The following is a 21,511-nucleotide window of genomic DNA, read 5'->3' on the forward strand; positions in this document are numbered from 1 at the left end:
CATGCGCTCGCTGCGTCGGGGTCCCCATACCTCGCCCGCGGGCCGGGGGGGGGGGCCCCCCCCCCCCCGTCGCTCCGAGCAAGCCCTCGGTCAGGCGTCGACCTTCTCCATGACCTCGTCGCTGACGTCGAAGTTGGCGAAGACGTTCTGCACGTCGTCGCTGTCCTCCAGCGCGTCGATCAGCTTGAAGATCTTCCGCGCGCCCTCCTCGTCGAGCTCGACCTGCATGGTCGGGACGAAGTTGGCGTCGGCGGAGTCGTAGTCGATGCCGGCTCCCTGGAGCGCGGTGCGCACCGCGACCAGGTCGGTGGCCTCGGAGAGGACCTCGAAGCTCTCGCCGAGGTCGTTGACCTCCTCGGCGCCCGCGTCGAGCACGGCACCGAGGACGTCGTCCTCGGTCAGCTCGCCCTTGGGGACGACGATGACGCCCTTGCGGTTGAAGAGGTACGACACGGAGCCCGGGTCGGCCATGCTGCCGCCGTTGCGGGTCATGGCGACGCGCACGTCGGAGGCGGCGCGGTTGCGGTTGTCGGTGAGGCACTCGATGAGCACCGCGACACCGCTCGGGCCATAACCCTCGTACATGATCGTCTCGTAGTCGGCGCCACCGGCTTCGAGACCGGCGCCGCGCTTGACCGCGGAGTCGATGTTCTTGTTCGGGACCGAGCTCTTCTTCGCCTTCTGGATGGCGTCGAACAGCGTCGGGTTGCCGGACACGTCGGCGCCACCGGTGCGGGCGGCGACCTCGATGTTCTTGATCATCTTCGCGAAGAGCTTGCCGCGCTTGGCGTCGATCACGGCCTTCTTGTGCTTCGTCGTAGCCCATTTAGAGTGGCCGGACATCTGCCTGTCTCCTTCGCGTAACCCAACCTGGACGAACTCCCCTGGCTCGCGGAGCCTTGGGGGACCCCCAGATCCTACTAGGACGCCGCTGTCCGGTTCGCCCGGACCATGTCGACGAACAGGCCGTGCACACGATGGTCGCCGGTCAGCTCCGGGTGGAACGACGTGGCGAGCACGTTCCCCTGGCGTACCGCGACGATGTGGCCGCCGTGCTCGGCGAGCACCTCGGTCTCGGCGCCCACGGACTCGACCCAGGGGGCGCGGATGAAGACGCCCTCTACAGGATCGCCCTCGACGCCCTTGACGTCGACCGCCGCCTCGAAGGACTCGTTCTGCCGTCCGAAGGCGTTGCGGCGCACGATCATGTCGATGCCGCCGATGGTCTCCTGGCCCGAGCGCGGGTCGAGGATCTTGTCGGCGAGCATGATCATGCCCGCGCAGGTGCCGTAGACGGGCAGGCCGTCGCGGACCCGCGCGCGCAGCGGCTCCATCACTCCGAAGAGGACCGCGAGCTTGGAGATGGTGGTGGACTCACCGCCCGGGATGACCAGACCGTCGATCTCGGCGAGCTCCTCGGGGCGCCGCACCGGCCTGGCCACGGCGTCCGCCGCGGCCAGGGCGATGAGGTGTTCCCGTACGTCGCCCTGGAGAGCCAGGACGCCAATGACAGGAGTGCTCATGTGACTACCAGCCGCGGTTGGCGTAGCGCTCGGTCTCGGGGAGGGTGTCGCAGTTGATGCCGACCATGGCCTCGCCGAGGTTGCGGGACGCGTCCGCGATGATCTTCGGGTCGTCGTAGAAGGTGGTGGCCTTCACGATGGCGGCGGCGCGCTTGGCCGGGTCGCCGGACTTGAAGATGCCGGAGCCGACGAAGACGCCCTCGGCGCCGAGCTGGCGCATGAGCGCGGCGTCGGCGGGGGTGGCGACACCACCGGCGGAGAACAGCACGACCGGCAGCTTGCCGAGCTCGGCGACCTCCTTGACGAGCTCGTACGGGGCGCGCAGGTCCTTGGCGGCGGCGTACAGCTCGTTGTTGTCGAAGCCGCGCAGGCGGGCGATCTCGTTCTTGATCTGGCGCAGGTGGCGGACGGCCTCGACGACGTTGCCGGTGCCGGCCTCGCCCTTGGAGCGGATCATGGCCGCGCCCTCGGCGATACGGCGCAGGGCCTCGCCCAGGTTGGTGGCGCCGCAGACGAAGGGGGTCGTGAACGCGAACTTGTCGGAGTGGTTCACCTCGTCGGCCGGGGTGAGGACCTCGGACTCGTCGATGTAGTCGACGCCGAGGGACTGCAGGACCTGGGCCTCGACGAAGTGGCCGATGCGGGACTTGGCCATCACGGGGATGGAGACCGCCTCGATGATCTCCTCGATCATGTTCGGGTCCGACATCCGGGCGACTCCGCCGTCCTTGCGGATGTCGGCGGGGACCCGCTCCAGAGCCATGACGGCCACGGCGCCGGCGTCCTCGGCGATCTTCGCCTGCTCGGCGTTGACCACGTCCATGATCACGCCGCCCTTGAGCTGCTCGGCCATGCCGCGCTTGACGCGGGCGGTGCCGATCGCGGTGTTCTCGGCGGAGTTGGAGAGGGTGCTGGACACGGGTTGACCTCACTCGGGGAAAGGGGATTTCTGCAGCTCCGAGGAAACGCGAGGTGACCAGTCCACTGCAAGGGCCAATGGACAGGCGGTGGATCGTTTTCCTTGCCGCCCTCCCGTGTCCATCAGCTCGTCGGGCGGTCCGCCAGGGCCGTCGGGGGCTCGTCGTCCATCTCGAAGGCCATGGGGAACGGGGCGTGGCCCGCGAGGCGGAACCAGCGGACCTTGCGGTGCCGGCGCAGGGCGCGGGCGGCGCGTACGGCGTCGTTGTGGAAGCGCCGCGCCATCGGCACCCGGCGCACGGCCTGGGCCAGCTCGCCGGCCGCCTCCTCGCCACCGGGCACCTCGCGCACGGCCTCGACCTGCTGGGTCTCCCCGAAGACCGCCCGCAGGGCCTGGCTCAGCTCGCTCTCGGCCACCTCGCGTTGCTCCTCCTCGGCCTGCCGGGCCGCGTGCGCCGCCTCGTAGAGCACGATCGAGGCGGCCGGGTCGAGCACCCCGGAGGTGGCGAGCTCCTGCGCCACGGAGGCCCGGCGCAGCAACTGCGCGTCCAGGGCGGCGCGGGCCGCGTCGATACGAGCGTGCAGCCGGTCGAGACGCCCGGCGGTCCAGCTCAGGTAGAGGCCGATCGCGACGAGGCCGACGAGGATCCAGATGAGGGTTGCGGTCACGGGCGGCAAGGCTACCCGTGCGCCTCGTCGGCCGACCGGGCCCCGTGGACGAGATGGGCCGCCCCGTCGGAAGCCGGCCGCTCCCGGGCCCGCTACCCGGCCCGGCCTGCCGCGGACCGTCATGCTCCGGCCGGTCTCGGCGCGGCGGCATCATCGGCGTCCCGTCGGGGCGGCCGACGCCACAGGGGTCACACACATCGCGCGAGCCCGGTCCAACCTCGGAAGTGGACGGTCCGGACAGGGAAGCCGGCCCTTCCAGAACGCGCCCGCCGCAAACGGGCACATCCTCGAACCCCGCAAAACGTGACTGTTTGTGCGGGATTCAATGCTCTCAGTAACTATTCTCCAGAGGTAAAGACATGCCAAAGGCATATTCCTGGAGGATTCATGGCGAAGTTCCGCACTCATCTGACCCTGCTCGGCTCGGCCGCGGCCCTCACCGCCGGCGCCCTCGCTCCCGGGCAACTCGCCGGGGCACAGCCCGCCGCGGCCGCTTCCTACGACTGGGTCGCGCTGGGCGACTCCTACACCGCCGGGGTCATCCCGGCCGCCGGCGACATCTTCGAAATCCCCCGCGACGGCTGCGAGCGCACCGACCTGTCCTACCCGCAGGTCATCGACCGGGATCTCGGCGGGCTCATCGAGCTGACCAACGTCAGCTGCGGCGCCGCCACGATCGAGGACGTCACCTTCCGGGCCCAGGAGCCGATCGGCCGGCACCTGCCGCCCTTCTCCGAGGACCCGGACTACCCGTTCCCCCCGGTGCCTCCCCAGTCCGAGGCGGTCAAGTCCGGCACCGACGTGATCACCGTCGGGGTGGGCGGCAACACCCTCGGGTTCGACGAGATCCTCCGCAAGTGTCTGGAACTGGGACAGGGCAGCGGGGGTGTGGGCACGCCGTGCAAGGAGGAGCTGGCCGCCGGCATCCCCGGCAAGCTGACCAAGGTGAGCAAGGACTACGACGCGATGCTCGCCAAGCTCCACGAGAAGGGCCCGCACGCCAAGATCCTGGCCGTCGGCTACCCCACGATCATCCCCAAGGACACCTCCAAGTGCCGGTACAACGACCTGCACCAGTTCCTCTCGATCACCCAGGGTGATCTGGACTGGCTGCGCCAGGACGTCCTGGAACCCCTCAACAAGGCCATCGAGAAGTCGGCCGGCGCACACGGCTCCGCCACCTTCGTCGACCTCTACGACTCCACCCGGAACCACAGCGTCTGCGACGCCGGAAAGTGGGTCGAGGGCATACTCGACAGCGACGACCGGCCGACCCTCGTGCACCCCAACGCCAGGGGCCACCGCAACGCGGCCGACCACGTCGCGTCGGCGATCCTGAACGCCATCGCCCCGAGCTGACCCGCGCGGTACCCCGCCCTCGATCCACCGCTGAGTTGCCTCCGGCCCTCCGGCACGGAGGCAACTCCGTGTGGGCGGCCGGGACGGCGTGGGACGCCGGGCGGCCGAACACCGGAACCCGCGGACGGCAGAACTCCGAACGCGCATCCGGCGCCCCCGGGTGGGCCGACCGTACGAAGGGCCGGCCCGGTCCCGGAGAAGAACGCAGGGACTCCTGAGCCGGGCTCCGTCACGACGGCCCCGGGGGCGTCAGTCGCGGGCCAGGCCGAACCGGGCCCGGAGGCCTGTGCGTTCGTCCGTGGCCACCGCGGCGGCGCCGTCCGTCACCGTCTCGTACACGGACAGGATGTCCGCTCCGACCGTCGACCAGTCGAAGCGCCGTACGTGCTCACTCCCCCGCTCTCGCAGGGCGGCCCGGCGGTCCGGGTCGGCGAGCAGCCGCAGCGCGGCGGCGGCCAGGTCGTCCGCGTCCTCGTTGGCGAACAGCTCGCCCGCCGAGCCCTGGTCGAGGACCTGGGCGAACGCGTCCAGATCCGCCGCGAGCACGGGCGCCCCGGCGGACATCGCCTCGACCAGGATGATCCCGAAGCTCTCGCCGCCGGTGTTGGGCGCGACGTACAGGTCGACGCTGCGCAGGAGACGGGCCTTGTCCTCGTCGCTGACCATGCCGAGGAACTCGACACGCGAGCGCATCTCGGCGGGCAGCGACTCCACGGCCTCCTTCTCGTCACCGCGCCCGGCGACCAGCAGCCGCGTCCGGGGACGCTCGGTCAGGATCGCGGGCAGCGCCTTCATGAGCACCGGCAGGCCCTTGCGGGGCTCGTCGATGCGGCCGATGAAGCCGATGGTGTCGCCCTGCCACTCGGGCTTGGGCTTGGCGCGGGCGAAGAAGTCGACGTCGACGCCGTTCGGGATGACGACGGCGTCACCGCCGAGGTGCTCGACCAGCGTGCGCCGGGCGTACTCGCTCACCGCGATCCGCGCGCTGATCTTCTCCAGGGCGGCCTGGAGGATCGAGTACGCGGCGACCATCGCCCTGGAGCGCGGGTTCGAGGTGTGGAAGGTCGCGACGATCGGCCCCTGGGCCGCCCAGCACGTGAGCAGGCCGAGCGACGGCGAGGACGGCTCGTGGATGTGGACCACGTCGAAGGTTCCGTCGTGCAGCCAGCGCCGTACCCGGGCCGCCGACAGGAAACCGAAGTTCAGCCGCGCCACCGAGCCGTTGTACGGGACCGGGACCGCTCGGCCCGCCGAGACGACGTACGGGGGCAGGGGTGTGTCGTCGTCCGCGGGGGCGAGGACGGAGACCTCGTGCCCCAGACCGATGAGGTGCTCGGCCAGGTCGCGGATGTGGAACTGGACGCCGCCCGGGACGTCCCAGGAGTACGGGCAGACGATGCCGATCCTCACGAAGCCCTCTTCTCGGGATCCTGCGCGTCGGAGTCCTCGCGGGGAGCCTTCCCGGCGTCGAGGTCCTTGAGCCACAACCGCTGCAACATGTGCCAGTCCTCCGGGTGCTCGGCGATGCCCTCGGCGAAGGCGTCGGCCAGCGCCTGTGTCATGACAGACGTCTTCTCGGCCCGGGTGCCCGACTCGGGGACCTCGACGGGCGGATGCACCTGGCCGCGCATCACGGGAGATTCGTCGTACCAGAGTGTGACCGGCAGGAGGAGGGCGCCGGTCTGCTGGGCGAGCAGGGCCGGTCCCGCGGGCATCCGGGTGGCCTCGCCGAAGAAGTCCACCTCGACGCCCGAGGCGGACAGGTCCCGTTCGGCGACCAGGCAGATCAGCCCGCCTTCGCGCAGACGCCGGGCCAGCGTGCCGAACGCGGCACCCCCGCTGTGCGGCAGGACCTCCATGCCGAGGCCCTCGCGATAGGCGACGAATCGGTCGTACAGCGATTCGGGCTTGAGGCGCTCGGCGACGGTCGTGAACGGCGTCTTCAGCCCGGTGGTGACCCAGGCGCCCGCGAGATCCCAGTTCGCCATGTGCGGAAGGGCCAGGATGACGCCCCGGTCGGAGGCGATCCCGTCGGTCAGGTGGTGCACGTCCTTGACCTCGAACCCGTTCGTCACCCGCTCCTCGCTCCACGCGGGAAGCCGGAACGACTCCATCCAGTAGCGCAGGTAGGAGCGCATGCCGGCCCGGGAGAGCTCCGCGAGCCGCTGCGGTGTCGCGTCCGGCACCACGCGCGCGTAGTTGCTCTCCAGGCGCTGGACCCCCTTGCCGCGCCGCTTCCACGCGATGTCGGCGATCGTGCGGCCGAGGCCCACGGCGACCGGCTCGGGAAGCTTCTTGACGACGCCCCAGCCCAAGGCGTAGGCGCCGTCGACCAGCCTGTCGCGCAGGCTCGTCACGAGGTGGCCTCACTGTTGTGGGCGGCGACCTCGGCGTCCGCCTCGGCGGCCTCACGGCGCACGGTGACGACCCGCTGGATCAGCGTGACGAGGCTGCCGACGGCGACGATCCACAGCGCGATGGGCAGCAGCACCTGGATGCCGGGCACTCCGAACGTGTGCAGACCCGCAAGACCGGCTGCGACCAGCGAGATCACCAGCCGCTCCGCGCGCTCGACGAGGCCGTTGACCGCGACCGGCAGTCCGATCGACTCGCCGCGCGCCTTGGTGTACGACACCACCTGGCCACTGGCGAGACAGAAGATCGACACGGCGCACAGGACGTTGTCGTCGCCGTTGCCCGCGTACCAGAGCGCGAAGCCGCCGAAGATGGCGCCGTCGGCGACCCGGTCGAGCGTGGAGTCCAGGAAGGCGCCCCAGCGGCTGGAGCGGCCGAGCTGGCGCGCCATGTTCCCGTCGACCAGGTCGGAGAACACGAAGAGCGTGATGACGATCGTTCCCCAGAAGAACTCTCCCCGGGGAAAGAAGACCAGCGCGCCCGCCATGACTCCGGCCGTGCCCAGGAGGGTGACGGTGTCGGGACTCACCCCCCGGCGGACGAGAAACGCGGCGAACGGTGTGAGGACACGCGTGAAGAATGCACGCGCGTACTTGTTCAGCATGGCCTTCCCGAGGTTCGGTGTCGCCGGGCGGCCCCTGCTGGCCGTCGGCTGGCCCATCGTAGCCACGCGTGCGCTTGTGCGATGGCCGGGCACCCGCCCCTCCCGTGTCTCGGCCGGACGCCGCGGGTGTCACGGCGCGATCGCGTCCCTTGTATGGACGCACAGTGACGCGAGTGCAAAGCTCGAAGGACCGCGGGCGTCACCGGAGCCGCCGCACGCGGCCCCGGCATGTCCCGCGCCCACAGAGACCTCACCGTGCACGGGAGGCAAGGCCATGGGCGACAAGGCGAACACACACCCCGGAGCCGCCGGCAGGGCTACGGCGGCCGACCACCCCGCGTCCGTACGGAATGTGGTGCTGGTCGGCCACAGCGGATCGGGCAAGACGACATTGGTGGAAGCTCTCGCGCTGACGGCGGGAGCGGTGAACCGGGCGGGCCGCGTGGAGGACGGCGGCACCGTCTCGGACTACGACGAGATCGAGCACCGGCAGCAGCGTTCGGTGCAGCTCTCCCTGGTACCCGTCGACTGGGACGGGTTCAAGATCAATATTCTCGACACCCCCGGATACGCCGACTTCGTCGGCGAACTGAGGGCCGGTCTGCGAGCGGCGGACGCGGCCCTCTTCGTCGTCTCGGCCGCGGACGGGGTGGACGGCTCGACCCGGATGCTGTGGGAGGAGTGCGCGGCCGTCGGGATGCCGCGGGCCATCGTGGTCACCCATCTCGAATCGGCCAGGTCGGACTTCGAGGAGATGACCGCGATCTGCGCGCAGGCGTTCGGCGGGGACGACCCCGACGCCGTACTCCCGCTCTACCTCCCGCTGCACGGCGCCGCGGGACCGGACGGGCACGCGCCCGTCACCGGCCTGATCGGCCTGCTCACCCAGCAGTTGTTCGACTACTCCTCCGGAGAGCGCAAGGAGGCGGACCCAGGACCCGAGCAGCAGCCGCTCATCGAGACGGCCCGCAACCGGCTGATCGAGGGGATCATCGCCGAGAGCGAGGACGAGACGCTCATGGACCGCTACCTCGGCGGCGAGAAGATCGACCTCGGGACACTCGTGCAGGACCTGGAACGGGCCGTGGCCCGCGGGAGCTTCTTCCCCGTACTGGCCGCCGCGCCCGCCGCCGAGGGAGCCCGGCAGGGGCTCGGCACGGTCGAGCTCCTCGAACTGATCACGGGCGGCTTCCCGACCCCGCTGGAGCGCCCGGCGCCCACCGTGACCACACCGGACGGCGTACCCCGTGAGGTGAAGGCCTGCGACCCGGACGGTCCGCTGGTCGCGGAGGTCGTGAAGACCGCGTCCGATCCCTACGTCGGCCGGGTCTCCCTGGTGCGCGTCTTCTCCGGAACCCTTCGCCCCGACGCGACGGTGCACGTCTCCGGGCACGGACTGACCGACCGCGGGCACGAGGACCACGACGTCGACGAGCGCGTCGGCGCCCTGTCCGCGCCGTTCGGCAAACAGCAGCGCGCCCTCACCCACTGCATCGCGGGCGACCTCGCCAGTGTCGCGAAGCTGAGCCGCGCCGAGACCGGGGACACCCTTTCGGCCAAGGACGACCCGCTGCTGATGGCGCCGTGGCGGATGCCCGACCCGCTGCTCCCGCTCGCCATCGAGGCGCACAGCAAGGCGGACGAGGACAAGCTCTCCCAGGGCCTCGGCCGGCTCGTGGCCGAGGACCCCACGATGCGCCTGGAGCAGAACCAGAACACCCATCAGGTCGTCCTGTGGTGCCTGGGCGAGGCGCACGCGGACGTAGCCCTGGAACGGCTGCGCAACCGCTACGGCGTGCAGGTCGACGTGGTGCCGCACAAGGTGTCCCTGCGCGAGACGTTCGCCGGCCCGTCCACCGGGCGCGGCCGCCATGTCAAACAGTCCGGCGGGCACGGCCAGTTCGCGATCTGCGAGATCGAGGTCGAACCGCTGCCGAACGGCTCGGGCATCGAGTTCGTGGACAAGGTCGTCGGAGGCGCCGTGCCCCGGCAGTTCATCCCCTCCGTCGAGAAGGGGGTGCGCGCCCAGGCGGCCAAGGGCGTGGTCGCCGGCTATCCGCTCATCGACGTGCGCGTCACGCTGAAGGACGGCAAGGCGCACTCGGTGGACTCCTCCGACGCCGCGTTCCAGACGGCGGGCGCGCTCGCGCTGCGCGAGGCGGCCCGTGACGCCACGATCCATCTCCTGGAGCCGGTGGCGGAGGTGACCGTCCTGGTCGGCGACGACTACGTGGGCCCGGTGATGAGCGACCTGTCGGGACGGCGCGGCCGGGTGGTCGGCACCGAGCAGGCGGCCGGCGGGCGCACGCTGGTGCGCGCCGAGGTGCCCGAGATCGAGATCGGGCGGTACGCCGTCGATCTGCGGTCCGTCTCGCACGGCACCGCGCGCTTCGACCGGTCCTACGCACGGCACGAACCCATGCCGCAGCACATCGCCGAACGGCTTCACGAACAGGAAGCGGGTACCTGAGAGCCGGGGTGCCCCGGGCACTCCGGCGAAGGGCTTCATTCGTCGGTGGGCGGCTTCGGCCGTCCACCGACGAATGTCGGCCGCGGCCGATACTCTGAGAACTGATCAAGACGAAGACCTGATCAACAGGTGTGCGGGACACCGAAGTCGGGAAGGCCGCAGGAGCGGGTGCGGCGGCGATGGGGGCGGAAGTGGCGTTCGACGGTTTCGATTTCACTCCCGGGGCGCAGGTGCCGCTCACGGGCTCCGCGGGGCAGACGGCGGCGACGTTCGCCCTGGCCTCGGCCGCGTACCGCGACAGTCCGATGGAGGAGATCCTCAAGGCCGACAACGAATGGCACCAGTCCACGGTGAAGGCCGGCCGGATCAAGCTGTTCGCGCCCAATCTCGGCGAGGCCTTCGCGGGTGCCGTCACGGCCCGCATGCTGGGCAAGGGTCGCGCTCCGCTGATCCAGTCCTTCGGCACGGAACCGCAGGTCGTCGTGGAGCACTGTCTCGCGGCCACCAACATCCGCCGGGAACGCGACAATTGGCTCTCCGCCGTCATGGTGCTCTGCGGACTGCTGTTCCTGCCGGGCCTGCTGGTGTGGCTGATGACCTTTCAGATCCGCACGCAGATCACCAAGCGCACGGACAAGCGGGGCTCCGCGCTCGGCACCACGCTCCTGCTCGCGGTCGGCGCCCTGGCCGTCCTCTTCCTCGTACGCATGCCGTTCACCGGCTTCTGGGCCTGGTACGCGCGCGCCTCGGTGGTCCTCCCGGTCGTGGGCTGGCTGTGGGCGAAGCGGATCTGCGAGCGCACGGCCAGGGATCTGCGGGAGCGCTGGGGCAGCCTGCTGTCGGGCGGCGGCATCGGCGCCAAGATTCCCGAGGCGGTTCCCGGCAGCCCCGGTGAGACGGCGGCGGAGCAACTGCGCCAGTCGCTCGCCCGGCTCACCGCGGAGCAGCAGTCCAACTCGGTCTTCTACGCGGGCCCCAAGGGCATACTCGGCATGGGCACCCGCTGGGGGAGCTGGCAGCTCGCCGAGGACCTGGTGGCGCTGGACGAGAAGAAGGAGATCCATCCGTTCCGGAGCTGGGACGTCATCCGCAACGTCCACGACCAGTTGCGCATGCTGGAGCGCGGCCCGCTCAACACCGGTGGTTTTCCGGCGCCTTCGATAAAGCACTGGGTCGTCACCCCGATCGGCGAGAACGCGAAGGCGGTGTCCCGGCCGGGCGGCACGGATGTGGACGCGTACACGATCAAGACGCACGCCGTGCAGGACATCTGCAACAAGCAGCAGTTCGGCAGCGGGGACCGGCACTATCTCGGGGTCCAGTGGACGCTCTGGGACGGCCAGTTGATCATCACCATGATGATCACGGTGACCGTGCTGCACCAGACGCTGCGCATCGAGGTGACCGGGCACGCGCTGGGTCCGGTGAACCCGCTGTTCACCAGCAAGCCGGAGGCCCCCACCAAGGAGGTCGCGAAGGCCGTCAAGTTCTGGGAGACCCGCAAGGTGAACCTGCCGCTGGTCACCGCGGACGAGGTCGTGCGGCTCACGGCGCGGGCGCCGCTCACCTGGTACCCGCCGCTGCTGAACTGGATCGGCGGGAGTCTGGCGCTGCCCGAGCCCTTCGGGCTGCGGCACGCCTGGGCCGACCAGCCGTGGCGGCACCGTTTCATGGCGGACGACGCGCTGCGGGCGGCGACGCCGGTGCTGCGCGTGGTGCACTCGGCGGCGATCAAGGTCCTCGCGGAGAACGGCGTCGACACGGAGAAGTTCGGCAACCGCTCGTCGTTCCTCAGCACGGCGGTGCAGGATCTCTCGCCGCGCAAGGCGGACCTGTACGACGCGTAGCCGCGGGCCGGGCACGCGGCCGCACGGGGGTGCGTCCGGCCGCGGCCTCAGGCGGTGCGAGCCCGGACAGGCCGCGAGCACGGACAGGCTCCGAGGCGGCGACGGACGGGGCGCCCGACGGGTGGGCGCCCCGGACCGGGGCTACGCGCTGGGCCAGGCCTCCGCCAGCATCTTGCGGGTGTCCGCGAGAAGCTGCGGCAGGACCTTGGTGTGGCCGACGACGGGCATGAAATTGGTGTCGCCGCCCCAGCGGGGCACGATGTGCTGGTGCAGATGGGCGGCGATGCCGGCGCCCGCGACCGTCCCCTGGTTCATGCCGATGTTGAATCCGTGCGCGCCGGAGGCGGTACGCAGGGCGGTCATGGCCTGCTTGGTCAGCTCACCGAGTTCGGCGGTCTCCGGCCCCGTGAGGTCCGTGTAGTCCGCGACGTGCCGGTAGGGCACGACCATCAGGTGCCCGCCGTTGTACGGGTAGAGGTTGAGCACGGCGTACACGTGCTCCCCGCGTCTCACGATCAGCCCGTCCTCATCGGACTTGGCCGGTATCGAGCAGAACGGACAACCGTCGTCGGCCCCCGGGCCGGTGGGCTTGTTCTCGCCCTGGATGTAGGCCATCCGGTGGGGCGTCCAAAGGCGCTGGAACGCGTCCTGCGTTCCCACTCCGATCTGCTGCTCCGGCTCACTCGTCATGTGTTGCAGCATATTGCTTCGCCCGTTCGCGGCGTGTCGGCGGGTGCCGGGCAAAGGAGCCTGCGGCCAAGCTGTGGCCATGGACGACGACAGCCCGATGACCCGCTGGGAGCGGCGCACGGAGGTACCGCTGGCGATCGGGTCACTGCTGTTCCTCGCCGGGTACGCGGTGCACGTCCTGGCGCACGATCTGCCCGAGGACGCGCGCGAGGCCTGTTTCTCGTTGGTGATGGCCATCTGGGCGGTGTTCCTCGTCGACTACCTGGTGCGCTGGCGGCTCAGCGGGCAAGGGCGGCGGTTCCTCCGGCGTCATGTGCTGGACACCGTGGTGCTCGTCCTGCCGCTGCTGCGGCCGCTGCGCGTCGTCAAGCTCTACGACTCCGTGCTGCGGCGCCGCGGCGAGCCCCGCCTCCCGCTGTACTCACGGGTGATCTTCTACGCGAGCCTCTCGGTCCTGCTGCTCGGCTTCTCGGGTGCCCTCGCCGTCTACCAGGCCGAGTACAAGGCACCGCACGCGACGATCGTCACCTTCGGCGACTCGGTGTGGTGGGCCGCCTCCACGCTCGCGACGGTCGGGTACGGGGATGTGACGCCGGTGACGCCGAGAGGGCGGACGATCGCGGTCGCCATGATGGCGTGCGGTCTCGGGCTGCTCGGCGCTGTGACGGGGTCGTTCTCCTCGTGGCTGCTGCAGCGGTTCTCGCGCGAGGGCGACGAGAAGCCCCCGGGAAGCTAGCTTCCCGGGGGCTGGGGTCTCGGCCGAGCCGTGCCGACCGGATCCGACTCGACAGGTCCGACCGGTCCGTCCGGTCCTGTCCCGTCCGGATAGGACCGGACCGGACCAGACAGGTTCGACCTGATCCGGTCAGAGCCGGTCGGATCAGATCTGGGCGCGCTCCTCGACGACCTTCGCGATCTTGGCGATGGCCTCGGCGAGGGGGATGCCGTTCTCCTGGGAGCCGTCGCGGTAGCGGAAGGAGACGGCGCCGGCGGCCATGTCCTCGTCGCCCGCGATGACCATGAAGGGCACCTTCTGCTTCTGCGCGTTGCGGATCTTCTTCTGCATCCGGTCCGAGGACGCGTCGACCTCGACGCGCAGGCCCTGCTTCTTGGCCTCGGCGGCGAACTTCTGGAGGTACTCCACGTGCGCGTCGCCGATCGGGATGCCGATCGCCTGGACGGGCGCCAGCCACGCCGGGAACGCGCCCGCGTAGTGCTCCAGGAGCACGGCGAAGAAGCGCTCGATGGAGCCGAACAGCGCGCGGTGGATCATGACCGGGCGCTGCTTGGAGCCGTCGGGGCCGGTGTACTCCAGGTCGAAGCGCTCGGGCAGGTTGAAGTCGAGCTGCACGGTCGACATCTGCCAGGTGCGGCCGATGGCGTCCTTGGCCTGCACGGAGATCTTCGGGCCGTAGAAGGCGGCGCCGCCCGGATCCGGGACCAGCGGGAGGCCCTGCTTCTCGGCGACCTGGCGCAGCGTCTCGGTGGCCTCTTCCCAGATCTCGTCCGAGCCGACGAACTTCTCCGGGTCCTTGGTGGACAGCTCCAGGTAGAAGTCGGTGAGGCCGTAGTCGCGCAGGAGGTTCAGGACGAAGGTGAGCGTCTTGTCGAGCTCGTCCGCCATCTGCTCCTTGGTGCAGTAGATGTGCGCGTCGTCCTGGGTGAAGCCCCGGGCGCGGGTCAGGCCGTGCACGACGCCCGACTTCTCGTACCGGTACACGGTGCCGAACTCGAACAGGCGCAGCGGCAGTTCACGGTACGAGCGGCCGCGCGCGTCGAAGATCAGGTTGTGCATCGGGCAGTTCATGGGCTTGAGGTAGTAGTCCACGCCCTCGTCGAGCTGCATGGGCGGGTACATGCCGTCGGCGTACCAGTCCAGGTGGCCCGAGGTCTCGAAGAGCTTCCCCTTGGTGGCGTGCGGGGTGTAGACGAACTCGTAGCCCTCCTCCTCGTGCCGGCGGCGCGAGTAGTCCTCCATGACCCGGCGGATGATGCCGCCCTTGGGGTGGAAGACGGCGAGGCCGGAACCGATCTGCTCCGGGATGGAGAACAGGTCCAGCTCGTTGCCCAGCTTGCGGTGGTCGCGCTTCTCGGCCTCGGCGAGGAAGTCGAGGTGCGCCTTCAGCTCCTCCTTGGAGGGCCAGGCGGTGCCGTAGATGCGCTGGAGCATGGGGTTCTTCTCGCTGCCGCGCCAGTACGCGGCGGCGTTGCGCATCAGCTTGAACGCCGGGATGTTACGGGTGGTGGGCAGGTGGGGACCGCGGCAGAGGTCCTTCCAGCACAGCTCGCCGGTCTTGGCGTCGAGGTTGTCGTAGATGGTCAGCTCGCCGCCGCCCACCTCGACGTTCGCGCCGTCGTCCGTGGAGGCGGCGCCCTTGATGCCGATGAGCTCCAGCTTGTACGGCTCGGCCGCGAGCTCCTCGCGGGCGTCCTCGTCGGTGACGACACGGCGGGAGAAGCGCTGCCCGCGCCGCTGGATCTCCTGCATCTTCTTCTCGACGGCCTTGAGGTCCTCGGGCGTGAAGGGCTTCTCCACGTCGAAGTCGTAGTAGAAGCCGTCCTTGACCGGCGGGCCGATGCCCAGCTTGGCGTCGGGGAAGAGCTCCTGCACGGCCTGGGCCATGACGTGCGCGGTGGAGTGGCGCAGGATGTTCAGGCCGTCCTCGGAGGAGATCTCGACCGGCTCGACCTCCTCGCCGTCCCGCACCTCGTACGCGAGGTCCTTCAGCTCACCCGCGACACGGGCCGCGACGACGGTGCGCTCGCCGGTGAAGAGGTCGGCGGCCGTAGTCCCCGTCGTCACCACGCGTTCTTCCCGCTCGGAATCGCGTTGGATGATCACACGGACGTCTGACACCGGTCTCTCCTGACTGAAGGGGTGCCACACCACATACGGGATGGCATGGCAATGCCCCGAATCCTACCGAGCCCGGGGTCCCCTCCGCGAAACGGTTGTGGACAGGGCACCCCGGTCCGCGCCGGACACGGGCCTCGGCCCTCGCCGCGCACGGGAACGGCCCTCCCCGCACGCCTGCCCTCAGTCCTCGCTGCAGGCCTCCTCGAAGAAGTCCAGATTCTCCTGGAGCGACTTCATCAGCCGGTCCCGTTCGGCCTCGTCCACCTGGACGGGTACGACACCGGTGGCGTCCGTGAGCCTGCGGAAGCCGCCGCGGCTCTCAAGGCGTCCGTGCACCCGCACGGGCAGCCCCACCAGATGGGCCTGGCCCGCTATCCGGTACGCCTCCTCGTCGAGGGTCATGCGCACGTGCGGGACCTCGGCGCCCGCGATGACGCGCAGCCGTACCGTGCCGGCCCCGCGCGGACCCGACCGGCGCATCCGGACCACGGCACCGGTGAGCCGCACCGGCACGGACGGCTCCTCGCGCAGATAGCGGGCCCCGGCCTCGCGCAGGACGGGCAGGTCACCGGGCGAGAACTCGACGGGCTCGGCGGGATGCGCGCCGCCCTCGGGGACGCCCGCGGCGGGCGACCACTCGACGGTGATGCGGGCGCCCTCGGTGCCCCGGACGAGGGTCACCAGGGCTTCCATCAGTTCATGGCTGACGCCCGCCTCGACGGCGGCGTCGAAGGCTTCCATGCCGCCGGTGGCCCGCTGGTAGTCGATGGCCTCGCGGGCCGCGCACAGCGCCTCGTGCAGCCGTACGGCGAGCGGCCGGCCGGAGGTGACGGGAACGAAGGCGGTGAGGCCCCGCCCGCCCGGCTCCGCGCCGACCAGGACGTTCTCCAGGGAGGCGGTGGCCGCCCTGCGGTGCCGGGCGCCGTAATAGCCGGCACGCGCGTGCGCGGCGAGCGCCCCGGCGAGCAGCATCTGGCGGGCGGCCCCGCGGGTCTGCTCCTCGACCGTCCAGGGCGCCGCGCCCACGGGACCGGTCGGCACGTCCCGCCACCAGTGGATCTCGTCGCTGGGCACGGCGAGGGCGACGAGTACGTCCCGCGCGGCCGGGGAGCCGCTGCGGGAGAGCGCGACGAGTGCCTCGCCGAGGAGGTCGTCGCTGTCGGGGAAGGCCCGGTTCTCCGGCACCAGCAGGCTGGTGCCGCCGCCCCCGGGCCCGGGTGGGGTCCACCTGCCGTACCGCCCGGCCGCTCCCCCGCGGCGCTGCCAGCCGTGCCGCCGCAGCAGCGCGCCGAGCACGGCCGGGTCCACCTGGTCGGGGGCCGGCGGATCGTTCCAGAAGGCTTCGGCGGGGTGGGGCCTGACCGGCCGGAGCGCCTCGTCGATGGGGCGGTGTGTCATGGTCTGCCTCCCGTCCCGACCCGCGTCATGATCTCGCACAGGGCCCGGTCGTCGAAGATCCGGGCCGTCGGGATCCGGACGGTGGTCCGGCGCCGGCCCGTGATGGCGTGTCCGGCGAGGTTGATCCAGTAGCAGCAGTGCCGCAGGTCGAGCCGGTCGTGGCTGGCGCGCAGCCAGTCGTCCTGGGATCTGGGCACGAGCATCACGACCAGGATCTTGTGCACCGAGACCGGGGTGCGCGCCAGCTTCGCCAGGTGCTCGTTGTCGAGCGTGAAGGAGAAGGCGGGCCCCGGGGGGTTGGGCGGGATCTGGTACGTGCACTTGAGCTGAACCTTGATGGTGACTTCGTCGTCGACCGTGTGCCCGGGGGCGCTGTGGCTGACGTGCCAGTCGATGCCGTTGTCGGGAAACGGCTGGGACAGTGAACAGCCCGCGGCCGCCGCGACGGCGTGCAAGTAGCCCACCTGCAAGGTCTCCATGCAGGCGGTGGTGGCGAGTGAGCCGCGATGGGGTGCCGTCCGCTGGGGCAGCAGCCCGCCCCGTTCGGGCTGCGCGAGTGCCATGAGTCCAACAGCCTTCCAGGCTTGATGTATCCCCGCGACGGGTCGCTGAACTGCAAAGACCCGTACCTCTGTTGTCTCCTTCCGGCGTACGGCGCAAACGGGCCGGGTATCACCAAACGGACAGAAGACGGTGCGTCAGCTGTCGTGGGTGAACGAGGAGTTGTGTACGTATGACGTGCTGGTACGAGGGCCCTTTGGCCGCGTTCGACACGGAGACCACGGGCGTGGACGTCGAGACCGACAGGATCGTGTCGGCCGCCGTCGTCGTCCAGGACGCCCCGGGAGCCCGTCCGCGGGTGACCCGATGGCTGGTGAACCCTGGAGTGCCGGTGCCCGCGGGGGCGACGGCGGTGCACGGGCTCACGGACGAACATCTACAGCGCAACGGCCGCTGGCCGTCGCCCGTGATGGAGGAGATAGCGCGGGAGCTGAGTGAACAGGCCACGGCGGGGCGGCCGTTGGTGGTGATGAACGCCCCGTTCGATCTGACGCTGCTGGACCGGGAGTTGCGCAGGCACCGGGCCTCGTCCCTCGACCACTGGTTCGAGTCGGTGTCGCTGCGCGTGCTCGATCCGCGCGTCCTCGACAAGCATCTGGACCGCTATCGCAAGGGCCGCCGCACCCTGACGGATCTGTGCGCGCACTACGAGGTGCCGCTGGAGGGCGCGCACGACGCGGCGGCCGACGCGCTGGCCTCGATGGAGGTGGTCCGTGCGGTGGGGCGCCGTTTCGCGGCCCGGCTCGAGCGGCTGTCGCCGTCCGAACTGCATACGCTCCAGGCGGTGTGGCACGCGGCGCAGGCGCGCGGGCTGCAGGCCTGGTTCGCGCGCAGCGGTTCACCGGAGGCTGTGGATCCGGCGTGGCCGCTGCGCCCGGATCTGCAGGCGGCGGCCTGACCGCGCGCTGTCCGAGCGGGCACGGTTCCGACCGCGCGCTGTCCGAACGAGCGGGCACGGGCCGACCGGACGCGATGGCGTCGGCACAACGAAAAACCGGTCCGTCGATGACGGACCGGTCTTCTCCGGGTGGGCGATACTGGGTTCGAACCAGTGACCTCTTCGGTGTGAACGAAGCGCTCTCCCACTGAGCTAATCGCCCGGGAACGGACTGAACAATACAGGTCCTGGCGGGTGCGGTTCAAACCGTTGTGAGGTGAGCCCTCAGTCCGCGCTCTCCCGCGCGCATCATCAGGGCGTGGTTGGCGCGGAAGAAGGGGCGTCCCGGCACGGCGAGCCGCCGCAGCAGAGGCGTGGTGACGTGCACTTCCTGGTCGTACCGGGCACGGGTTCCCGGACCGGCCGCGTCGAAGGTCCAGCGTGCCCAGCCGTCGAGATCACCCGACATGCCGATCTCCAGGACGCCGGCCGCCGGGTCCCGGCGCGCCGCGCGTGCGGTGATGGTGATGTCGTACGGCAGGACCGAGCGGATCCGGATGACGCCGCTGTGTTCGTCGACGGGGGTCACCTCGCGCACCTGGGGCCACCAGCGCGGGTAGGTCTCGGCGTGTTCCAGGACCGCGTAGACGTCCGCCGGCGGCGCGGGCAGCTGCCACACGGTGTGGAAACGGTAGTGGGTCCAGTCCATGGACCGAGTGTGCCGACGCGGCGGAGGCACCGGAAGTACCTCCTGGGCATGTCCGCGGATCTGAGTACGGCGTGAGTACGCGCGCTCATGTCCGCGGGCGTGACCCGGACCACACTCCGAACCATGACCCAGATCCCGTCCCCTGTCGACGAGTTGCGGTTCCTGGACACCGAGTTGCGGCAACTCGACGCGCGACGCGCCGTGTTGCTGACCCGTCGCGCCTGGCTGGTCCACGCGCTCCAAGCGGCGCCGGTACGGACCGTGTCCCCGGCGCCCGGGGCCCGGCGGCCCGAGACCACCGCACCCGGGGTGCAGAACGCGCTCCTCCTCCTCGGCGGCATCCTTCTGGCCGTCGCCGCCGTCGCGTTCACGCTGGTCGGCTGGGGCCGCTTGGGGATCACGGGCCGGTCCCTGGTGCTCGGCGCGGTGACGCTGGCCGCGCTCGGCGCTCCCGTGCCCCTGCTGCGGCGCGGACTGCGCTCGACGGCCGAGGCGCTCGCGGGCACCGGGCTCGTCCTGACGGTCCTGGACGCGTACGCCCTGTACGCGGTGGCGCTCCCGAGTACGGACGGCGTCGGTTACGCGGCGCTCGCCTCGGCGGCGCTGGCCGCGGTGTGGGCCGCGTACGGCCTCGCGCTCGGCGCGCCGCTCCGGACGGCCGGCCCCGGTACGCGTCCGTCGCTGCGGCTGCCGCTGCCCGCCGCCGTGGTCGCCGCGCAGTTGCCGCTGCTGCTGTGGGCGGTGGCCGCCTCCGCGGGTGCGTACGCCGTCACGGCCGCGCTGCTGGTCACGGCGGCGCTCGACACGGCGCTCGCCCTGCGCGTGCCCCTGCGCTCCGTCCGTGCCGTGGCCGCCGTCGGGGCGTACGGCCTGGGCGGCTGGGGCACCTTCGCGGCCGGCTGGCTGTCCTGGACGTCCGCCGGTCCGAGCGCCGCCGCCCGTGCGGCGGCGCTCCTCCTCCTCGCCGCCTCGGTCGCGCTGACGGCGGCGTGGGGTGCACCGAAGCCGGGCCTCGGCACGAACACCGCGACGGGCATCGCGACGGCCGGGGGGCTGACCGGTGTCGTCGCGTTCGGCGGGCTGCTGCGCACGTCCCTGCCGGACGCGTGGACGGTCCCCGGTCATCTGGCGTGCGCGATCGCGCTCCTCGCCGTCGCCGGAGCGGGTCTTACCGCGCCGGTGCGCCGCGGTTTGTCCCTGGCCTCCGGCTGTGTGGGGGCGCTCGCCGTGGCCTGGGCCCTGCCCGTGGTCGTGATCACGCTGCTGGGGCCGGCCGGGTGGGCGGGCTCCGTCTGGTCCGGCGCTCCGTCGGACGCGCGGGACGCGGTGACGAACGGCCTGCCCTGGCCCGCCGACGCGGTCACTGCACCGCTCGTGCTCGCGCTCGTGGCCGCGGTCCTGGTGGTGGCCGTCCGCGCCGCCGCCTGGCGTCCGTACGCCGTGGCGGGTGCACTGATCCTGGCGTGGGCGACGGTGTTCGTGCTCCCGGCGACCCTCGAACTCCCCTACGCGGCCGCGCTGTCCGTCCACGGGCTCACCACGGCGGCCCTGCTCGGGTACGCCCGCCGGACCGGCCCCCGGCCGACGGCGCTCGTGCTCGCCCTGCTCACCTCCCTCAGTCTCGCCTTCCTCGCGCTGGCCTCCGAGAGCGCGACCCTGACGGTGCTCGCCGCGCTGACCGCCCTGTTCGCGGCGACGGCCCCGCGGACCGGCCTCGGCCCGGTGGCGGCGCCCGCGGCGCTCGGGTACGCGAGTGCCTTCGCCTGTGCGGCCGGCGCCTCCCTCGGCCTCCAGCCCCAGCACACGGCGCTGCTCGTGCTGGTCGTGCCCGTGGTCGCCGCGCTGCTGGCCGCGCGCACCGAGGACGTGCCGACGACCGTGTCGATCGAGATCACCGGTGCTCTCGCCGGGCTGCTCGCCGTCGCGCTCGCGGTGGCCGAACCGGCCCTGCTGGCCACGGTCCTGGCCCTGTGCGGCCTGATCGCCGCGGGCACGGCCGTACGGAAGGACCGGCGCTCCCTCGGACACGCGGCCGCCGTGCTGTTCGTGCTGGCCTCCTGGGTGCGGCTCGCGTCCTGGGGCGTCGGCTCCCCTGAGGCGTACACCCTGCCGGTGACGGTTCCGGCACTGCTCCTGGGCGCGTTCAGGCGCCGCTCGGACAGCTCGGTGTCCTCGTGGACGGCGTACGCGCCGGGCCTGTCCGTGACACTCGTGCCGAGCCTGTTCGCGGCGTGGGGCGACGGCCACTGGCCGCGTCCGCTGCTGCTGGGCGCGGCGGCGCTCGCCGTCACCCTGCTGGGTGCCCGGCACCGGCTCCAGGCTCCGCTGGTGGTGGGCGGCGCGGTGCTCGTCCTGGACGCCATGCACGAACTCGCCCCGTACATCGTGCAGGTGGTGGACGCGCTCCCCCGCTGGACGCCTCCCGCACTCGCCGGTCTGCTGCTGCTCGCGCTCGGCGCCACGTACGAGCAGCGGATCCGCGACGCACGACGGGTGCGGGAGGTGCTGGGGAGGATGGACTAGGTCGTGTCCGCAAAGTCGCGTCGTCCGCCCGGAGGGCGGGCCCGGCGGCGTCATGGGGGTCCCCCCTGCTCGAGCGGAGCCGAGAGCTCGG

18 protein-coding genes and 1 tRNA gene are annotated in these 21,511 nt (G+C 71.2%); 6 read left to right on the forward strand and 13 right to left on the reverse strand.

The genetic code is table 11. The annotated features are described in order from the left end of the window. Positions 1 to 90 precede the first annotated feature (90 nt). From ACFXGX_RS30275 to ACFXGX_RS30290, 4 genes are all read right to left on the reverse strand, one after another. Positions 91 to 843, reverse strand: coding sequence for a YebC/PmpR family DNA-binding transcriptional regulator (locus tag ACFXGX_RS30275; protein ID WP_384797171.1), 753 nt, complete (start codon positions 841 to 843; stop codon positions 91 to 93). 77 nt (positions 844 to 920) lie between these two features. Continuing rightward, complete coding sequence (pdxT, locus tag ACFXGX_RS30280; RefSeq protein ID WP_384797174.1) at positions 921 to 1,523, reverse strand: pyridoxal 5'-phosphate synthase glutaminase subunit PdxT; 603 nt, start codon at positions 1,521 to 1,523, stop codon at positions 921 to 923. Between the two features lie 4 nt (positions 1,524 to 1,527). Beyond that, positions 1,528 to 2,376, reverse strand: a complete 849-nt coding sequence (gene pdxS, locus ACFXGX_RS30285) for a pyridoxal 5'-phosphate synthase lyase subunit PdxS (RefSeq protein ID WP_245173337.1) — start codon at positions 2,374 to 2,376, stop codon at positions 1,528 to 1,530. 188 nt (positions 2,377 to 2,564) lie between these two features. Next, complete coding sequence (locus ACFXGX_RS30290; RefSeq protein ID WP_355773224.1) at positions 2,565 to 3,110, reverse strand: hypothetical protein; 546 nt, start codon at positions 3,108 to 3,110, stop codon at positions 2,565 to 2,567. A 387-nt stretch (positions 3,111 to 3,497) separates the two neighbouring features. Here ACFXGX_RS30290 and ACFXGX_RS30295 point away from each other — a divergent pair, with 387 nt between their 5' ends. After that, on the forward strand, positions 3,498 to 4,469 hold the full coding sequence (locus ACFXGX_RS30295; RefSeq protein WP_384797177.1) for an SGNH/GDSL hydrolase family protein: 972 nt from the start codon (positions 3,498 to 3,500) through the stop codon (positions 4,467 to 4,469). Between the two features lie 249 nt (positions 4,470 to 4,718). Here ACFXGX_RS30295 and ACFXGX_RS30300 read toward each other — a convergent pair whose 3' ends face one another. The 3 genes from ACFXGX_RS30300 to pgsA are packed head-to-tail and all read right to left on the reverse strand — an operon-like array spanning position 4,719 to position 7,545. Then, positions 4,719 to 5,879: a glycosyltransferase family 4 protein gene (locus tag ACFXGX_RS30300; protein ID WP_384797180.1), complete on the reverse strand. Its 1,161-nt coding sequence runs from the start codon at positions 5,877 to 5,879 to the stop codon at positions 4,719 to 4,721. Next, on the reverse strand, positions 5,876 to 6,826 hold the full coding sequence (locus ACFXGX_RS30305) for a phosphatidylinositol mannoside acyltransferase (RefSeq protein WP_384797183.1): 951 nt from the start codon (positions 6,824 to 6,826) through the stop codon (positions 5,876 to 5,878). The genes ACFXGX_RS30300 and ACFXGX_RS30305 overlap by 4 nt, the downstream gene beginning before the upstream one ends. Beyond that, positions 6,823 to 7,545 (reverse strand): phosphatidylinositol phosphate synthase, encoded by a 723-nt coding sequence (pgsA, locus tag ACFXGX_RS30310; protein WP_384797214.1) that lies wholly within the window; start codon positions 7,543 to 7,545, stop codon positions 6,823 to 6,825. Before pgsA ends, ACFXGX_RS30305 begins: the two co-directional genes overlap by 4 nt. 217 nt (positions 7,546 to 7,762) lie before the next feature. Between pgsA and ACFXGX_RS30315 the strand changes: the two genes are divergently transcribed. Both ACFXGX_RS30315 and ACFXGX_RS30320 read left to right on the forward strand, forming a co-directional pair. After that, positions 7,763 to 9,958 carry an elongation factor G-like protein EF-G2 gene (locus tag ACFXGX_RS30315; protein ID WP_384797186.1) on the forward strand — a complete coding sequence of 732 codons (2,196 nt, stop codon included), beginning with the start codon at positions 7,763 to 7,765 and terminating at the stop codon, positions 9,956 to 9,958. A gap of 179 nt (positions 9,959 to 10,137) precedes the next feature. Beyond that, a complete protein-coding gene (locus tag ACFXGX_RS30320; protein WP_384797189.1) occupies positions 10,138 to 11,805 on the forward strand; it encodes a hypothetical protein in 1,668 nt (555 codons plus the stop codon). A 141-nt stretch (positions 11,806 to 11,946) separates the two neighbouring features. Here the strand turns inward: ACFXGX_RS30320 and ACFXGX_RS30325 are convergent, their stop codons facing one another. After that, a complete protein-coding gene (locus ACFXGX_RS30325; protein ID WP_355771704.1) occupies positions 11,947 to 12,507 on the reverse strand; it encodes an HIT domain-containing protein in 561 nt (186 codons plus the stop codon). A 67-nt stretch (positions 12,508 to 12,574) separates the two neighbouring features. On the opposite strand from ACFXGX_RS30325, the gene ACFXGX_RS30330 reads away from it, so the two are divergent. Further along, entirely contained in the window at positions 12,575 to 13,231 is a 657-nt protein-coding gene (locus ACFXGX_RS30330) for a potassium channel family protein (protein ID WP_384797192.1), read from the forward strand. 144 nt (positions 13,232 to 13,375) lie between these two features. Here ACFXGX_RS30330 and thrS read toward each other — a convergent pair whose 3' ends face one another. From thrS to ACFXGX_RS30345, 3 genes are all read right to left on the reverse strand, one after another. After that, positions 13,376 to 15,352, reverse strand: a complete 1,977-nt coding sequence (thrS, locus tag ACFXGX_RS30335) for a threonine--tRNA ligase (RefSeq protein WP_384797195.1) — start codon at positions 15,350 to 15,352, stop codon at positions 13,376 to 13,378. Positions 15,353 to 15,532: 180 nt separating this feature from the next. Further along, positions 15,533 to 16,750, reverse strand: a complete 1,218-nt coding sequence (locus tag ACFXGX_RS30340; protein ID WP_384797198.1) for a hypothetical protein — start codon at positions 16,748 to 16,750, stop codon at positions 15,533 to 15,535. Then, positions 16,747 to 17,313, reverse strand: coding sequence for a DUF4365 domain-containing protein (locus tag ACFXGX_RS30345; protein ID WP_037621207.1), 567 nt, complete (start codon positions 17,311 to 17,313; stop codon positions 16,747 to 16,749). The genes ACFXGX_RS30340 and ACFXGX_RS30345 overlap by 4 nt, the downstream gene beginning before the upstream one ends. A 170-nt stretch (positions 17,314 to 17,483) precedes the next feature. On the opposite strand from ACFXGX_RS30345, the gene ACFXGX_RS30350 reads away from it, so the two are divergent. Then, on the forward strand, positions 17,484 to 18,209 hold the full coding sequence (locus ACFXGX_RS30350; protein ID WP_384797201.1) for a 3'-5' exonuclease: 726 nt from the start codon (positions 17,484 to 17,486) through the stop codon (positions 18,207 to 18,209). Positions 18,210 to 18,339: 130 nt separating this feature from the next. On the opposite strand, the gene ACFXGX_RS30355 is transcribed toward ACFXGX_RS30350, so the two are convergent. Together ACFXGX_RS30355 and ACFXGX_RS30360 are read right to left on the reverse strand one after the other, a co-directional pair. Further along, positions 18,340 to 18,411 (reverse strand) — tRNA-Val (locus ACFXGX_RS30355). 39 nt (positions 18,412 to 18,450) lie between these two features. Then, positions 18,451 to 18,897, reverse strand: coding sequence for an SRPBCC family protein (locus tag ACFXGX_RS30360; protein WP_384797204.1), 447 nt, complete (start codon positions 18,895 to 18,897; stop codon positions 18,451 to 18,453). Positions 18,898 to 18,984: 87 nt separating this feature from the next. Here ACFXGX_RS30360 and ACFXGX_RS30365 point away from each other — a divergent pair, with 87 nt between their 5' ends. Next, a complete protein-coding gene (locus ACFXGX_RS30365; protein ID WP_384797207.1) occupies positions 18,985 to 21,420 on the forward strand; it encodes an SCO7613 C-terminal domain-containing membrane protein in 2,436 nt (811 codons plus the stop codon). Positions 21,421 to 21,511 lie beyond the last annotated feature (91 nt).

Source organism: Streptomyces sp. NPDC059371 (assembly GCF_042751995.1).
Classification (GTDB): Bacteria; Actinomycetota; Actinomycetes; order Streptomycetales; family Streptomycetaceae; genus Streptomyces.

Coding starts and splice junctions, on each gene's coding strand:
- ACFXGX_RS30315 (WP_384797186.1), top strand. CDS start 7,763: ATGGGCGACAAGGCGAACACACACCCCGGAGCCGCCGGCAGGGCTACG.
- pgsA (WP_384797214.1), bottom strand. CDS start 7,545: ATGGGCCAGCCGACGGCCAGCAGGGGCCGCCCGGCGACACCGAACCTC.
- ACFXGX_RS30350 (WP_384797201.1), top strand. CDS start 17,484: ATGACGTGCTGGTACGAGGGCCCTTTGGCCGCGTTCGACACGGAGACC.
- ACFXGX_RS30275 (WP_384797171.1), bottom strand. CDS start 843: ATGTCCGGCCACTCTAAATGGGCTACGACGAAGCACAAGAAGGCCGTG.
- ACFXGX_RS30330 (WP_384797192.1), top strand. CDS start 12,575: ATGGACGACGACAGCCCGATGACCCGCTGGGAGCGGCGCACGGAGGTA.
- ACFXGX_RS30325 (WP_355771704.1), bottom strand. CDS start 12,507: ATGCTGCAACACATGACGAGTGAGCCGGAGCAGCAGATCGGAGTGGGA.
- ACFXGX_RS30360 (WP_384797204.1), bottom strand. CDS start 18,897: ATGGACTGGACCCACTACCGTTTCCACACCGTGTGGCAGCTGCCCGCG.
- ACFXGX_RS30365 (WP_384797207.1), top strand. CDS start 18,985: ATGTCCGCGGGCGTGACCCGGACCACACTCCGAACCATGACCCAGATC.
- pdxT (WP_384797174.1), bottom strand. CDS start 1,523: ATGAGCACTCCTGTCATTGGCGTCCTGGCTCTCCAGGGCGACGTACGG.
- ACFXGX_RS30340 (WP_384797198.1), bottom strand. CDS start 16,750: ATGACACACCGCCCCATCGACGAGGCGCTCCGGCCGGTCAGGCCCCAC.
- ACFXGX_RS30295 (WP_384797177.1), top strand. CDS start 3,498: ATGGCGAAGTTCCGCACTCATCTGACCCTGCTCGGCTCGGCCGCGGCC.
- pdxS (WP_245173337.1), bottom strand. CDS start 2,376: ATGGCCGAGCAGCTCAAGGGCGGCGTGATCATGGACGTGGTCAACGCC.
- ACFXGX_RS30345 (WP_037621207.1), bottom strand. CDS start 17,313: ATGGCACTCGCGCAGCCCGAACGGGGCGGGCTGCTGCCCCAGCGGACG.
- ACFXGX_RS30320 (WP_384797189.1), top strand. CDS start 10,138: ATGGGGGCGGAAGTGGCGTTCGACGGTTTCGATTTCACTCCCGGGGCG.